The 14,942-nt window shown below is 74.5% G+C and carries 9 protein-coding genes; all 9 read left to right on the top strand.

Annotated elements, in window-relative coordinates:
* Window positions 1-41: 41 nt before the first annotated feature.
* Complete coding sequence (locus ACN9M0_RS05235) at window positions 42-941, top strand: class I SAM-dependent methyltransferase (RefSeq protein ID WP_366038633.1); 900 nt, start codon at window positions 42-44, stop codon at window positions 939-941.
* Window positions 938-1,159: an MbtH family protein gene (locus ACN9M0_RS05230; protein ID WP_426403197.1), complete on the top strand. Its 222-nt coding sequence runs from the start codon at window positions 938-940 to the stop codon at window positions 1,157-1,159. The genes ACN9M0_RS05235 and ACN9M0_RS05230 overlap by 4 nt, the downstream gene beginning before the upstream one ends.
* Window positions 1,160-1,205: 46 nt before the next feature.
* Entirely contained in the window at window positions 1,206-1,622 is a 417-nt protein-coding gene (panD, locus tag ACN9M0_RS05225) for an aspartate 1-decarboxylase (protein WP_366038635.1), read from the top strand.
* Entirely contained in the window at window positions 1,619-2,425 is an 807-nt protein-coding gene (locus ACN9M0_RS05220) for a thioesterase II family protein (protein WP_366038636.1), read from the top strand. Before panD ends, ACN9M0_RS05220 begins: the two co-directional genes overlap by 4 nt.
* Before the next feature lie 104 nt (window positions 2,426-2,529).
* The gene (locus tag ACN9M0_RS05215; protein ID WP_366038637.1) at window positions 2,530-3,372 is read left to right on the top strand and encodes a proline hydroxylase; all 843 of its coding nucleotides are present in this window, start codon (window positions 2,530-2,532) and stop codon (window positions 3,370-3,372) included.
* A 6-nt stretch (window positions 3,373-3,378) separates the two neighbouring features.
* Complete coding sequence (locus ACN9M0_RS05210; protein WP_366038639.1) at window positions 3,379-4,119, top strand: SDR family NAD(P)-dependent oxidoreductase; 741 nt, start codon at window positions 3,379-3,381, stop codon at window positions 4,117-4,119.
* A 100-nt stretch (window positions 4,120-4,219) separates the two neighbouring features.
* Window positions 4,220-5,011, top strand: coding sequence for a phytanoyl-CoA dioxygenase family protein (locus ACN9M0_RS05205; protein WP_426403196.1), 792 nt, complete (start codon window positions 4,220-4,222; stop codon window positions 5,009-5,011).
* The gene (locus ACN9M0_RS05200; protein ID WP_426403195.1) at window positions 5,008-6,111 is read left to right on the top strand and encodes a zinc-binding dehydrogenase; all 1,104 of its coding nucleotides are present in this window, start codon (window positions 5,008-5,010) and stop codon (window positions 6,109-6,111) included. The genes ACN9M0_RS05205 and ACN9M0_RS05200 overlap by 4 nt, the downstream gene beginning before the upstream one ends.
* A gap of 115 nt (window positions 6,112-6,226) precedes the next feature.
* Window positions 6,227-14,938: a type I polyketide synthase gene (locus tag ACN9M0_RS05195; protein WP_426403194.1), complete on the top strand. Its 8,712-nt coding sequence runs from the start codon at window positions 6,227-6,229 to the stop codon at window positions 14,936-14,938.
* The last annotated feature ends 4 nt before the right edge of the window (window positions 14,939-14,942 follow it).

Below are 14,942 nucleotides of genomic sequence, written 5' to 3'. Positions count from 1 at the left end.
CAACCCCACCCGCAACCGCTACAGACGGAGACACCGAACCCATGACGACCGTGACCGAGACCCCGCAGACCGCCGACTCCGAGGTGCCGGGCGCCGACCTGACCCGCCCCTCCTCGTACTACAAGCCCGGCGAGCACCACGCCCCGGAGAACGAGATCCACCGCCTGCGCCAGCAGGTCGCCGCCTCCTGGCAGAAGGAGGCCCGCGTCCTGCGCGAGTTCGGCCTCACCACCGACGCCGACGTCCTGGAGATCGGCCCCGGGCCCGGCTACATCTCCGAGCGCCTCCTGGAGGAGATCCCGGACGGCACCCTGACCGCCCTGGAGCTGAACGAGGACCTGATCGAGGTCGCCCGCGGCCACCTCACCCCGGCCCACCCGGACCAGCTCACCCTCGTCCAGGGCTCGGTCCTGGAGAGCGGACTGCCCGACGAGAGCTACGACCTCGCCCTGGCCCGCCTGGTCCTCCAGCACGTCCCGCACACCCCGGACGCGCTCGCCGAGATCCACCGCACCCTGCGCCCCGGCGGCAAGCTCGTCGTCACCGACGTCGACGACGCCCTGTGGGGCCTGCTGCACCCGCAGCCCGATCTGCCCGAGTTCGACGAGGTCGTCCGGCTGCGCATCGAGCTCCAGGCCAGTCGCGGCGGCAACCGCCTGATCGGCCGCGAGCTCGGGCAGCTGATGAAGGCCGCGGGCTTCACCGACATCAAGGTCGAGGCCATCGCCATCTCCAGCGAGGAGGTCGGCATGGACGTCCTCGCTCCGCAGCTGAACATCCGCTCCCGCACCGCCGCCATGGTCGCCGTCAACCCGGCCGCCCAGCGCCCCTGCGACGTCACCGCCGACGCCATGGACGAGTTCCTGGCCCGCCCGGACGCGTCCATGATGCTGGTCTTCTTCATGTTCTCCGGCACCAAGCCGGCCGGTGACGCCCGATGACCGCAGCAGCAGCCGCCACCGCCGCCCCCGCCCTCGCCTGGTCCGTCGTCGTCAACGACGAGGAGCAGCGCTCCGTGTGGCCCGCCGACCAGGCGCCGCCGGCCGGCTGGCACACCGTCGGGCTCACCGGCACGCGCGAGGAGTGCCTGGACCACATCGCCGCCGACTGGACGGACCTGCGTCCGCTCGGCCTGCGCCGACGCATGGGCGCGCACTGACCCCCGTACCCCACCCCCCTTCCAGGACTCAGGAGACGAGAACGCCGTGTACCGAACCATGTTCAAGTCCAAGATCCACCGCGCCACGGTGACGCAGGCCGACCTCCACTACGTCGGCTCCGTCACCATCAGCGCCGAACTCATGGAGGCCGCCGACCTGCTGCCCGGCGAGAAGGTCGACATCGTCGACATCGACAACGGCAACCGGCTCTCCACGTACGTCATCGAGGGCCCGCGCGACTCCGGCGTCATCGGCATCAACGGCGCCGCCGCCCGGCTGATCAGCCCCGGAGACCTCGTCATCATCATCGCGTACGCCACCGTCACCGACGCCGAGGCCCGCGAACTGTCCCCGCGCGTCGTCTTCGTCGACCAGCACAACACCGTCCAGCACCTGGGCTCCGACCCGGCCGAGACCCCCGAGGGCTCCGGACTGCTGCGCGGCGACCTCGTCGCGTCGTGACCGCGGCGAGCCTGCCCGCCGGCGGCGGGCGCACCCTTCCGCTCGACCACCCCGGGCCGTGGCTGCGCCGCTACCACGGCACCCCGGCCCGGGCCGCCGCCACGCTCGTGTGCTTCCCGCACGCGGGCGGATCGGCGAGCTTCTACTACCCCTACTCCGAAGCCCTGTCGGCCCGGTACGACGTCCTCGCCGTCCAGTACCCGGGCCGGCAGGACCGCCACCGCGAACCCTGCGTGGAGAGCGTCGGCGAACTCGCCCGGACCATCGCGGCGGAAATCGCCGACCGGGTCCCGGCGGACCGGCCCCTGGCCTTCTTCGGACACAGCATGGGGGCCCTGGTCGGCTTCGAGACGGCCCGCTCCCTGGAACGGCTGGGCACGGGCCGGGCCCCCGACCTGTTCCTCGCCTCCGGCCGGCGCGCCCCCGCGCTGAGCCGGGACGACGGCATCCACCGGCTCGGCGACCGTGCCCTGCTCGCCGAGCTGCAGCGGCTCGGCGGCACGGACGTGCGGCTGCTGGAAGACCCGGAGCTGTTCCAGCTCGTCGTGCCGACGATCCGGGCCGACTTCAAGGCCGTCGAGACCTACACGCCCGAGGACGGTGCCCGGGTGCGCTGCCCCGTCCTCGCCCTCATCGGCGACGTGGACCCCCGTGTCACGGCGGAACAGGCCGCCGCCTGGCGCGACCACACCACGGCCGACTTCGCCCTGCGGGTCTTTCCCGGCGGGCACTTCTACCTGGCCGACCGGCAGCGCGATGTCATCGCCACCATCTCGGCACACGTCGACCCCCTGAAGGCTTAGGGGCCGATAGGGGTGCAACGGGGCGACCGGCCCCTCGTACCGTCGAACTCGAGGGAAACACGAGAGACCGACGGTTATTCCTCGAGCGATCATCTGGAGAACCTGTGGGAACAACCACCGTACCGACGCGTGAGAACGTCAGCAGCAATCAGACCCCGATCTACGTCCTCTTCGACGTGGAGACGGTCGAGACCGCCGACAAGCTGACCCGGGACCACCTCGTCCGACTTGCGGCAGGAACCCTCGGCGCCGTCCACATCAAGAACTTCGGCAGCCCCGAGGAATGCGCCGGCGTCCTGGCCGGACTCGACACCTGCCCGATGGGTTCCTACGACGAGGAGATCGTCGTCCCCCGCATCCCCAAGCTGGGCCCCGCGGCGTACGACCACTACGACGTCCACGGACTCGGCGACGCGTACTGGAAGGACGCCGAGGAGTCCGCCCGGCACCGCTCGACGCTGCTCGACGGCCGCGACCCGCTCGACGTGGCCGTGGGCCGGATCCGGGGGGCCTGGGGCGGCGAGACGCGGACCGCCACCGCCGCCGGCCGGGCCATGTACGCGGGCATGATCCGCGAGACCACCGGCGGCATGAAGATGCACTGGGACGAGATCGCCCGCGAACTGCCCGGCGCCCTCGACGAGCCGGTCATCGCGCAGCTCGGTTTCAACTGGTACCTGTCCATGCCCGAGGGCGGCGGCGCCACCCGGATCTACCGCCGCCGCTGGCTGCCCGGCGACGAGCAGGTCCGTGACGGCTACGGGTACGCCGAGGAGCTGGCGGAGCGGGAACCCAGCGTCCTGGTGCGCCCCGGCGCCGGCGACGCGGTCCTCTTCGACCCGCGCAACTACCACGCGGTGCACGGGAACGAGGGCCCCGGCCGCCGCGTGGCCCTGTCCTTCTTCCTGGGCGTCACCGCGGGCGGCACCCTCCAGTATTGGTCCTGAGCCGCGATGAGACAGCGCACAGCGGTGGTGAGCGGCGGCACCCGCGGGATCGGGCTCGCCCTGAGCCTGCGGCTCGCCGCCCTCGGCCACCACGTCCACGCCCTCTACCGCAGCGACAAGGCCGCCGCGGACCTCGCGGTGGCGGCGGGCGACGGGGCGATCGAGGCGGTCCGCATGGACGTGGCCCGCCCCGAGGAGGTCGCGGCGGGCTGTGAGCGGATCCTCGCGGCGACCGGCGCCCCCGACGTCCTCGTCAACAACGCCGGCGTCAACCGCGACCGCCCGTTCCTCGACCTCACCGACGAGGACTGGGACCAGGTCCTGGCCACCAACCTCTCCGGCCCCTTCCGGCTGACCCGGGCACTCGCCCCGGCGATGCTCGCGGCCGGCGGGGGAACGATCGTCAACGTCGGAGCCACCACGGCGATCCGGCCACGCGTCAACGGTGCGAACTACTGCGCGGCCAAGGCGGGGCTGCTCCACCTGACCCGGTGCCTCGCCCTGGAACTCGCACCGACGGTACGGGTCAACTCCCTCATCCCCGGATTCACCGACACCCCGGAAGTCACGGAGCGCTACGCGCTCGACGACCCCGAACGGCGCGCGGAGATCCTGCGCACCATTCCCTCCCGGCGAATCGGCACGGCGGAGAACATCGCCGATGCTCTGGAATTCCTGGTGACCGCCAAGAGCGGCTACATCACCGGACAGCAATTGATCGTCGACGGCGGGAATTTCATGGGATAGGCGCCCCGGCCCACCAGGTCCGGGCTCCTTTCTCCTTCCCTTCCCTCTCGCTACCCGAAACGTCTGGAGAGAACTCGCAATGCGGCTGACCCAGGAACAGATGGACCGTTATCAGGAGGACGGATTCCTCCTGCTCGACTCCGCGCTCGGAGACGACGAGATCGAGCGGCTGCGTGAGGCCTTCGACCGTGACTGCCGGATCCCCGGCCCCCAGCGGGTCGCCGAGGAGGGCCGGGACGAGGTGCGCGCCGTGTACGCCTCCCACCAGCGCCAGCCGGAGTACGCCGGCCTGGTACGCGACCCCCGGCTGCTCGGCCCGGTCCAGCAGCTCCTCACGGACGACGTCTACATCTACCAGTTCAAGATCAACGCGAAGCCCGCCTTCGGCGGCGAGAAGTGGTCCTGGCACCAGGACTACGTGGCCTGGCAGATCGCCGACAGCCTCCCCGCGCCGCGCCAGGTCAACGTGGCCGTCTTCCTGGACGACGTCGACGAGTTCAACGGGCCCGTCATCTTCCTGCCCGGCTCGCACCGCTCCGGCCTGATCAACAAGAGCCGGAAGACCACCGTGAAGTCCGCCCAGCACCTCGACCCGGACGACATCGCCCTCGGCGAGGAGCAGCTCTCCGGCCTCGTCGCCGAGCGCGGCATGGCCAGCCCCAAGGGGCGCGCCGGATCGGTCGTCCTCTTCTCGCCGGAGATCGTGCACGGCTCGGCGCCGAACATGTCGCCGTTCCCGCGCCGGCTGCTCATCATGACGTACAACGACACCGCCAACCTGCCCCGTTGGGAGGGCGAGCCGCGCCCCGAGTACGTCGTGTGCCGCGACACCGAGCCGCTGCGCGTCCTGGACGGCCCGTTCCTCGACGTCCTCGAGGGAGCCGCCGCGTGAAGCGCGCACGGGCCGTCGTCCTGGAGCGGTTCGGCGCGCCGCTGGAACTGCGGGAGTTCGACGTTCCCGCCGCCCCGGCCGGCGGCATGGTCGTCGCCTGCCGCCACGGTGGCGTCTGCGGCACCGACCTCCACCTGAAGGAGGGCCACCTGCCCATCCCCACCCCGCTGGTCCTCGGCCACGAAGGCCTCGGCACCATCGCGGAGTTCGGACCCGGCACCCCGACCCGCGACGCCGCCGGAACCGAACTGGCCGTCGGTGACACGGTGATGTGGGCCTCCTCGATCGCCTGCGGCACGTGTGTGCCCTGCCGGCTGCACCGTGAGCCGACCCTCTGCGAGAACCGCCGCACCTACGGGGTCAACCGGGCCCTGGCCGACGGGTCCCCGCTCGCCGGCGCCTGGGCCGAGGCCATCGTGCTGCACGAGGGTGCCACCGTCGTGCGCCTCGACGACCGCGTCGACCCGATCGCCGCCATGTCCTTCGCCTGCGCCGGACCCACCGTCGTCCACGCCCTGTACGAGCGCCGCCCGGTGCGCGTCGGCGAGGTCGTCGTGGTCCAGGGCAGCGGCCCCGTCGGCCTCGCCGCCGCCGCGCTGGCCCAGCTCGCCGGGGCGGCCAAGGTCATCGTCGTCGGCGGCCCGAAGAGCCGGCTCGACCTCGCCGCGAAGGCGGGCATCGGCGACGTGCACATCGACATCACCGGACCGGAGGGCACCGACGCCGCCCTCGACCTGGTCCGCGAGGAGACCGGCGGCCACGGCGCCGACCTGGTGATCGAGTGCGCGGGCGTCCCCGCCGCGGTCGCCCAGGGCCTCTACCTGGCCCGCAGGGGCGGCTCGTACCTGATCATCGGTCAGTACACCGACGCCGGGGACACCCTGGTCAACCCGCACCAGATCGTCTACCGGCAGCTCGACGTCGTCGGGTCCTGGGCCTTCACCGGGGCGCACCTCACCGAGTACGTGCAGCTGCTGCCCGCGCTCACCGCCCGGTTCGACCTGGGGAGCCTGGTGACCTCGTACCCGCTGGCCGAGCACGGCGCCGCGGTCCGGGACGTCGCCGACGGCACCACGCTCAAGGCCGTGCTCTCCAGCTGAGCCCGAGCCCGGACCGGCCCGCGCGCCCCCGGATCGCCCACCCGCATCCCGCACCCACCACCCGCCTGCCCACGAAGAGGGGACACGAGTTCACATGCGTTCACAAGAGGGGACCGTGACCCCCGACCACGAAGCGGCCGACGAGGCCGTGGCCGTCGTGGGCCTGTCCTGCCGGGTGGCGGGTGCGGACTCCCCGGAGGCGTTCTGGGACCTGCTCGCCGCCGGGATCTCCGGCGTCACCCGGGACGAACACACGGGCAGGCGGGCCGGGTTCATCGAGGGGAAGGACGAGTTCGATGCGGCGTTCTTCGGCATCTCGCCGCGGGAGGCCGCCGCGATGGATCCGCAGCAGCGGCTCATGCTCGAACTCGCCTGGGAGGCGTTCGAGGACGCGCGGCTGGTCCCGGACCGACTCCACGGGACCCGTACCGGTGTCTTCGTCGGCGTGATCAACGACGACTACGCCACCCTGGTGCGCCGGACCGGCCCCGACGCGATCTCCGGACTCACCGCCGCCGGGCTGCACCGCGGCATGATCGCCAACCGTCTCTCGTACCTCCTCGGACTGCGCGGCCCCAGCCTCACCGTGGACTGCGCCCAGTCGTCCTCCCTCGTCGCCGTCCACCTCGCCTGCGAGAGCCTGCGCCGCGGCGAGTCGACGGTCGCCGTCGCCGCCGGCGTCAACCTCGTCCTCGCCGAGGAGAGCACCCTCGGCATGGAGCGCATGGGCGCCCTGTCCCCGGACGGCCACAGCTACACCTTCGACGCCCGCGCCAACGGCTACGTCCGCGGCGAGGGCGGTGCGACCGTCGTCCTCAAGCGGCTCGCCGACGCCCTCGCCGACGGCGACCGCGTCCACTGCGTCATCCGCGGCGGAGCCGTCAACAACGACGGCGGCGGCGCCGGGCTCACCGTGCCCGACCGGGAGGCCCAGGAGGACGTGATCCGCGCGGCCCTGCGACGCGCGGGCGTCGCGGCGGCCGACATCGGCTACGTCGAGCTGCACGGCACCGGGACTCCGGTCGGCGACCCGATCGAGGCCGCCGCCCTGGGCGCGGCGCTCCGCCCCGGCGGCGAGCACCGGGCCGTCGTGGAGGGCCCGGCTCGCGCGGAGGGCCCGGCTCGCGTGGAAGGCGCGGCCCTCGCCGAGACCCCCGCCCCCGTGAAGGCCCCCGTCGCCGTGGGCTCCGCCAAGACGAACGTGGGCCACCTCGAAGGCGCCTCCGGCATCGTCGGCCTCGTCAAGACCGCGCTCTGCCTGAGCCGCGGGCAGCTTCCCCCCACGCTCGACCACGTCACCCCGAACCCCGCCATCGACCTGGACCGGCTCGGGCTGCGCGTCCAGACCACCCTCACGGAGTGGACCACGGAGCCGGGCCGCGCGCGGTACGCGGGCGTGTCCTCCTTCGGCATGGGCGGCACCAACTGCCACCTGATCCTCACCGAGGCGCCGGCCGGACAGCGGCCGGAGGCCGCGCGACCCGGGCCGGCCGCCCCCCTCGGAGCGACCCCGTGGGTGCTCTCCGGCCGCACCGAGGCCGCCCTCCGTGCTCAGGCGGCCCGGCTGCTCGACCACTGCGCCGCCCACCCCGGACAGCGGGACGCCGACCTCGGTCACGCGCTCGCGGTCACGCGCACGGGCTTCCAGCGGCGTGCGGTGGTGCTCGGCGCCGACCGGGCGGAGCTGGAGGCGGGGCTGCGGGTCCTCGCGGAGGCGGGGGAGTCGGCCTCGGTCGTGCGCGGCACGGCAACGGCGCAGGACGGCTCCGGCACGGTCTTCGTGTTCCCCGGCCAGGGTGCCCAGTGGGCCGGCATGGGCCGTGAACTGCTCGACGTCTCCCCGGTGTTCCGGTCCTCGATCGAGGCCTGCGAGCGTGCGCTCGCCCCCTTCGTCGACTGGTCGGCGACGGACGTCCTCCGCGGCGCCCCGGGCGCGCCGTCGCTGGACGACGTGGAGGTGGTCCAGCCCGTCCTCTTCGCGGTGATGGTGTCGCTGGCCGCCGTCTGGCGGTCGTGGGGCGTGGAGCCCGCCGCGGTCGTCGGTCACTCGCAGGGGGAGATCGCCGCCGCGTACGTGGCCGGCGCGCTGTCCCTGGAGGACGCGGCCCGGGTGGTGGCGCTGCGCAGCCAGGCGATCGCCCGTCGCCTCGCCGGCCGCGGCGGCATGGCCTCCGTCGCCCTGCCCGCCGAGGAGGTCGCCCGCCGGCTCCAGGGCCGCTTCGCGGGCGTCGGGATCGCCGTCGTCAACGGGCCCTCCGCCACGGTGGTCTGCGGCGAGCCCGCCACCCTCGACGCCCTCGCCGTCGAACTGGAGCGCGAGGACGTCCGGGTGCGCCGCATCGCGGTCGACTACGCCTCCCACTCGGCCTACGTGGAGGCGATCGAGGACGACGTCCTGGCCGCCCTGGCCCCGATCACGCCCGGCACGCCGAGCATCCCGTTCTACTCGACCCTGCTGGCCCGGCGGATCGTCGACGAGCCGCTCGACGCCGGATACTGGTACCGCAACCTGCGCGGCACCGTCCGCTTCCAGGAGACGGTCGAGGCCCTGCTCGACGACGGCCACACGGCGTTCGTCGAGGCCAGCGCCCACCCGATCCTCACCTCCGCCGTCCAGGACGTGGCCGAGGCCCGCGACCTCCCCGTGGCGGCCGTCGGCACCCTGCGCCGCGACCAGGGCGGACCGGACCGGCTCCTGCGGTCCCTCGCCGAGGCGTACGTCCACGGGCTGCCCGTCGACCTCGCCGCCTGCTTCCCCGGCGCGCACCCCCTCGACCTGCCCACGTACGCCTTCCAGCGCCGCCGCCACTGGCTGCCCGAACTCGACGCGGCCCGCCCGGCCCCCGCCGCGCACCCGTCCGCGGCATCCGCCGCCGCACCGCGCGAGGAAGCCGCGACGCTCGACGAAGAGCCCTCGATGCGGACCGAGTTGGCGCCCATGAGCGCCGCCGAACGACAGCGCCGGGTGCTGCACCTGGTGTGCGCCACGACGGCCGTGGTCCTCGGCTTCGACGGCCCCGACGCGGTCGACCCCGCGGTGACCTTCAAGAACCTGGGCATGGAGTCGACCACCGCGCTCGAACTGCGCAACCGCCTCCAGTCCGCGACCGGCCTCAGGCTTCCGAACACCCTCGTCTACGAGCGCCCCACCCCCCGGGCCCTCGCGGACCACCTCCTGGCCGAACTCACCGAGCCGGCCCAGGACGAGCGCCCCGCCGCCGTGTCCGAGGCGCCGGCCGAGGACGACCCGATCGCGGTGGTCGGCATGGGGTGCCGGTTCCCCGGCGGCGTGGAGTCGCCGGAGGACCTGTGGCGGCTCGTCGCCACGGGCACGGACGCGGTCGGCGCGTTCCCCGAGAACCGGGGCTGGGACCTGGACGGCGTCTACGACCCCGAGCCGGGGAAGCCGGGCAAGTCGTACGTGCGCCAGGGCGGGTTCCTGTACGGCGCGGCCGAGTTCGACGCCGCCTTCTTCGGGATCTCGCCGCGTGAGGCGGTCGCCATGGACCCGCAGCAGCGGCTGCTCCTGGAGACCTCCTGGGAGGCCCTGGAGCGGTCCGGCATCGACCCGCACTCCCTGCGCGGCGCCGCCGCCGGCGTCTTCGTCGGCGCCATGGCCCAGGACTACGGCCCCCGCCTGCACGAACCGGAGCAGGGCGCCGAGGGCTACCTGCTCACGGGCGGCACCACCAGCGTCGCCTCCGGCCGTATCGCCTACACCCTGGGCCTGGAGGGCCCCGCCGTCACCGTCGACACGGCCTGCTCGTCGTCCCTCGTCGCCCTGCACATGGCGGTGCAGTCGCTGCGGTCCGGCGAGTCCTCCCTCGCCCTCGCGGGCGGCGTCTGCGTGATGGCCACGCCCGGCATGTTCGTCGAGTTCGGCCAACAGCGCGGCCTCGCCCCCGACGGCCGCAGCAAGGCCTTCTCGGCCGCGGCCGACGGCACCAGCTGGGGCGAGGGCGTCGGCATGGTCGTCCTGGAACGCCTCTCCGACGCCCGGCGCCACGGACACACCGTCCTGGCCGTGCTCCGCGGCTCCGCCGTCAACCAGGACGGCGCCAGCAACGGCCTCTCCGCGCCGAACGGTCTCGCCCAGGAGCGGGTCATCCGCCAGGCCCTGCAGCGCGCGGGCCTGACGCCGGCGGACGTGGACGTGGTCGAGGCGCACGGCACGGGCACCCGCCTCGGTGACCCCATCGAGGCGACCGCGGTCCTGGCCACCTACGGCCGGCAGCGCCCGGACGGACAGCCGCTGCTGCTCGGCTCGCTGAAGTCGAACATCGGGCACACCCAGGCCGCCGCCGGCGTCGGCGGCGTCATCAAGATGGTGATGGCCCTGCGTGAAGGCGTCGTGCCCCGGACCCTGCACGCCGGCGAGCCGTCCCCGCACGTGGACTGGTCGGCGGGCGCCGTGGAACTGGTGACGGAAGCCGTGGACTGGCCCGACACCGGCCGCCCGCGCCGCGCGGCCGTCTCCTCCTTCGGCATCAGCGGCACCAACGCGCACGTCATCCTCGAACAGGCCCCGCGGCCCGAGCCCGTGCGGCCCGAACCGGCAGGGACCGAGCCCGTGCGGCCCGAACCGGCAGGGACCGAGCCGGTCGGGACCGAGCCGGTCGGGACCGAGCCGGTCGGGACCGAACCCGTACCGACCGGTCCGGCGCACCACGGCGCCGCCCCCGCCGCGCTCGTCCTGTCCGCGCGGTCGGAGGTCGCGCTGCGCGGCCAGGCCGCCCGGCTCGCCGACCGGTTGACGTCGGACGAGACGCTCTCGCCGCTCGACCTCGGCTACTCGTCGGCGGTCACCCGGGCCGCCTTCGAGCGCCGCGCGGTGGTGCTCGGCACCGGCCGGGCGGAGCTGGAGGCGGGGCTGCGGGCGCTCGCGGAGGCGGGGGAGTCGGCCTCGGTCGTGCGCGGCACGGCAACGGCGCAGGACGGCTCCGGCACGGTCTTCGTCTTTCCCGGCCAGGGTGCCCAGTGGGCCGGCATGGGCCGTGAACTGCTCGACGCCGCACCGGAGTTCCGGAACTCCATCGAAGCCTGCGAGGAGGCGCTGGCGCCGTTCGTGGACTGGTCGCTGACCGACGTCCTGCGCGGAACCGACGGCGCGCCGTCCTTCGACCGCGTCGACGTCGTCCAGCCGGTGTCCTTCGCCGTGATGGTGTCCCTCGCCGCCCTGTGGCGGTCGTGGGGCGTGGAGCCCGCCGCGGTCGTCGGTCACTCGCAGGGGGAGATCGCCGCCGCGTACGTGGCCGGCGCGCTGTCCCTGGAGGACGCGGCCCGGGTGGTGGCGCTGCGCAGCCAGGCGATCGCCCGTCGCCTCGCCGGCCGCGGCGGCATGGCCTCCCTCGCCCTCCCGGCCCACGAGGCGGAGAAGCGGATCGCCCCCTGGGCCGGCCGGCTGGGCGTCGCCGCCTTCAACAGCCCCCGGTCCACCGTCGTCGCCGGCGAACCCGACGCGCTGGAAGCGCTGGTCGAACAGTGCACCGCCGCCGGGGAACGCGCCCGCGTCATCCCCGTCGACTACGCCTCCCACTCGGCGTACGTGGAGGCGATCGAGGACGACGTCCTGGCCGCCCTGGCCCCGATCACGCCCGGCACGCCGAGCATCCCGTTCTACTCGACCCTGCTGGCCCGGCGGATCGTCGACGAGCCGCTCGACGCCGGATACTGGTACCGCAACCTGCGCGGCACCGTCCGCTTCCAGGAGACGGTCGGTCTGCTGGCCCGCGACGGCCACCGCGCCTTCGTCGAGGTCAGCGCCCACCCCGTGCTCTCCACCGGTGTCCAGGAGACCGTGGAGGCCGAGACCGGAACCGAACCCCTCCTGACCGTCGGCTCGCTGCGCCGCGACGACGGCGGCCTGCTCCGCTTCGCCGCGTCCGCCGCCGAGGCGTACGTCAGCGGCCTCCCCGTCGACTGGACCCCGCTGTACGGCACGGCCACCCCGCGCCGCGTGGAGCTGCCGACGTACGCCTTCCAGCGCGAGCGCTACTGGATGGAGCCGGCCCGCCGTGCCACGGCCCCCGACGAGCTGGGGGTCGAGCCGGCTGGTCACCCCTTCCTCGGCGCCTGCCTCGACCTCGCCGACGACGGACCCGTGGTCTTCACGGGGCGGATCGCGCCGCGCGACCACCGCTGGCTCGCGGACCACGCCGTCCTCGGCACCGTCCTGCTGCCCGGCACCGCCTTCGTCGACCTCGTGCTGCACGCCGGCGCCCGCCTGGACCACGCCGATCTCGACGAACTCGTGCTGCACGCCCCGCTCGCCCTCACCGAGGACGCGGCCGTCCGGCTGCAGGTGGTCGTCGGCTCCGCCGACGCGTCCGGCCGCCGCCCGGTGTCCGTGCACTCCCGCCCCGAGGAGTCCGGCGACGTCGCCGCCCGCCCGTGGACCCGGCACGCGGACGGCTGGCTCGCCGCGTCGGCCCCGGCTCCGGTCTCCGGCCCCTCGGCCGGCTCGGCCTGGCCCCCGGCCGGCGCGCAGGCCCTCGACCTCGGCGACCGCTACGGACAGCTGCTGGCGCAAGGGTATGAATACGGCCCGGTGTTCCAGGGGCTGCGGGCGGCCTGGCGTCTCGGCGACGAGGTGTTCGCGGAGGTCGCGCTCCCCGAAACCGGCCGGTCCGACGAGGACTTCGGCCTCCACCCGGCCGCCCTGGACGCCGCCCTGCACGCGATCGGCCTGCTCGACGCCGCACCGGGCGCGGACGCGGGGACGCCCGCCGGCAAGCCCCTGCTGCCGTTCGCCTGGAACGGTGTACGGCTCCACGCGCACGGCGCCACCACCCTCCGGGTGCGCCTGTCCCGTACCCCCGACGACGCCGTCTCCGTGATGGTCGCCGACCCGGCGGGGCAGCCGGTGGCCACCGTCGACGCACTGGTGATGCGCCCGGTCGAGCCGGAGCGGCTCGCGGGACTGGCCCGCCGGCAGGACACCCTCTTCGCCGTCCGCTGGACCCCCGTCGCGCTCGACGCGGCGCCCGCCGCCGACGGGCTCGGCACGGTCGCGGTGCTCGGCCTCCCCGGAGCCGTACCCGGCCTCGGCACCGCCGCCGCCCACGACGGCCTGGCCGCGCTGCTCACCGGCCTCGACGTGGGGGAGCGCGCACCCGATCTGCTGGTCGTCCCCGTCGGGTCGGACCCGACCGCCCACCCGGCCCCGGACACCGGCCCCGCCGTCACCGGACACCGGATCGCCCGCGACCTGCTCGACACCGTCCAGCGGGTGCTCGCCGACGAGCGCCTGGCGACGACCCGGCTGGCCGTGGTGACCCGGGGCGCCGTCGCCACGGAACCCACGGCCGGCGTCACGGACCTCGCCGCCTCCGTCGCCTGGGGCCTGATCCGTACCGTGCAGACCGAGTACCCGGACCGCTGCCTGCTGCTCGACACGGACGCGGCCACGGCCGGTGACGGCTCCGCCGCGGCCCTGCGCGCGGCCCTCGCCACCGGCTTCGCCCGGGCCGAGCACCAGCTCGCCCTGCGGGCGGGCCAGGGCCTCGCGCCCCGCCTGGTCCACGCGGAGCCCGCGGCGGACGCCGCACGGCGGCCGCTGGACGGGAACGGCACCGTGCTGGTCACGGGCGGGACGGGCACCCTCGGCCGGCTGGTCGCCCGCCACCTCGTCACGGAGCACGGCGTCCGTCACCTCGTTCTGACGAGTCGTCAAGGTGGTGCGGCGCCCGGCGCCGGGGAGCTCGTGGCGGAACTGGCCGCCCTCGGCGCCCTGACCGAGATCGCCGCCTGCGACGCCGCCGACCGCGCGGCGCTCGCGGCCACGCTCGACGCCATCGACCCCGCCCATCCGCTGACCGCCGTCGTCCACGCCGCCGGTCTGCTCGACGACGCGACCGTCGAGGCCATGACCCCCGAGCAGGTGGAGCGGGTGCTGCGCCCCAAGGCGGACGCCGCCTGGCACCTGCACGAGCTCACCCGTGACCGGGGCCTGTCCGCGTTCGTCCTCTTCTCCTCCGTCGCCGGCACTCTCGGCCTCGGCGGCCAGGCCAACTACGCGGCGGCCAACGCCTTCCTGGACTCCCTCGCGCACCTGCGCCGGGCCCAGGGCCTCCCCGCCGTGTCCCTGGCCTGGGGCCTGTGGCAGCAGGCCAGCGGCATGACGGGCGAACTCACCGGGACCGACCTGGCCCGCATGGCCCGCTCCGGCGTCGGCCCCCTCGCCTCCGACGACGGCCTGCGGCTGCTCGACACGGCCCTGGCCGGCGACGCCCCCCTGCTCGTCCCGGTGGCCCTGGACACGACGGCCCTGCGCACCCGCGCGGCCTCCGAGGGCGTCGCACCGCCCCCGATGCTGCGCGGCCTGGTCCGTGTCCCGGCCCGCAGGACCGAGGCCGCCCGGGCGGCGGCCGACGCCCCGCAGGGCTCCGTCGGGCTCGCGGACCGGCTGGCCGGCCTGGACGCGGAAGAGCGCCACCACACCGTGCTCGAACTGGTCCGTCAGTGCGCCGCGGCCGTCCTCGGCCACGGCAGCCCCGAGGCCGTCGAAGCCGAACGGGCCTTCTCCAAGCTCGGCTTCGACTCGCTCACCTCGGTCGAACTGCGCAACCGGCTCAACGCCGCGACCGGACTGCGGCTGCCGACGACCCTGCTCTTCGACTGCCCGACACCGGCGGCCGTCACCGCCCGCGTGCTCGACCGGCTCTCCCCGCGGGAGCCCGCACCGGAGCCGCACGACGAGCGGCACGGGCCGCGGCCCGATGCGCCCGTCGCCGACCGGGCCGGCGACGAACCCGTCCTGGCGGCCATCGAGTCGGCCAGCGACGACGAAATCTTCAGCTTCATCGAAAGTGAACTCGGCATCTCATGAGGAG

It is taken from the genome of Streptomyces sp. R-07, assembly GCF_049913175.1.
In the GTDB taxonomy this organism is placed as follows: domain Bacteria; phylum Actinomycetota; class Actinomycetes; order Streptomycetales; family Streptomycetaceae; genus Streptomyces.
The sequence above is the reverse complement of the archived record's forward strand: the minus strand, read 5'-3'. Positions and strand labels throughout refer to the sequence as shown.

Coding starts and splice junctions, on each gene's coding strand:
- ACN9M0_RS05210 (WP_366038639.1), top strand. CDS start 3,379: ATGAGACAGCGCACAGCGGTGGTGAGCGGCGGCACCCGCGGGATCGGG.
- ACN9M0_RS05205 (WP_426403196.1), top strand. CDS start 4,220: ATGGACCGTTATCAGGAGGACGGATTCCTCCTGCTCGACTCCGCGCTC.
- ACN9M0_RS05235 (WP_366038633.1), top strand. CDS start 42: ATGACGACCGTGACCGAGACCCCGCAGACCGCCGACTCCGAGGTGCCG.
- ACN9M0_RS05230 (WP_426403197.1), top strand. CDS start 938: ATGACCGCAGCAGCAGCCGCCACCGCCGCCCCCGCCCTCGCCTGGTCC.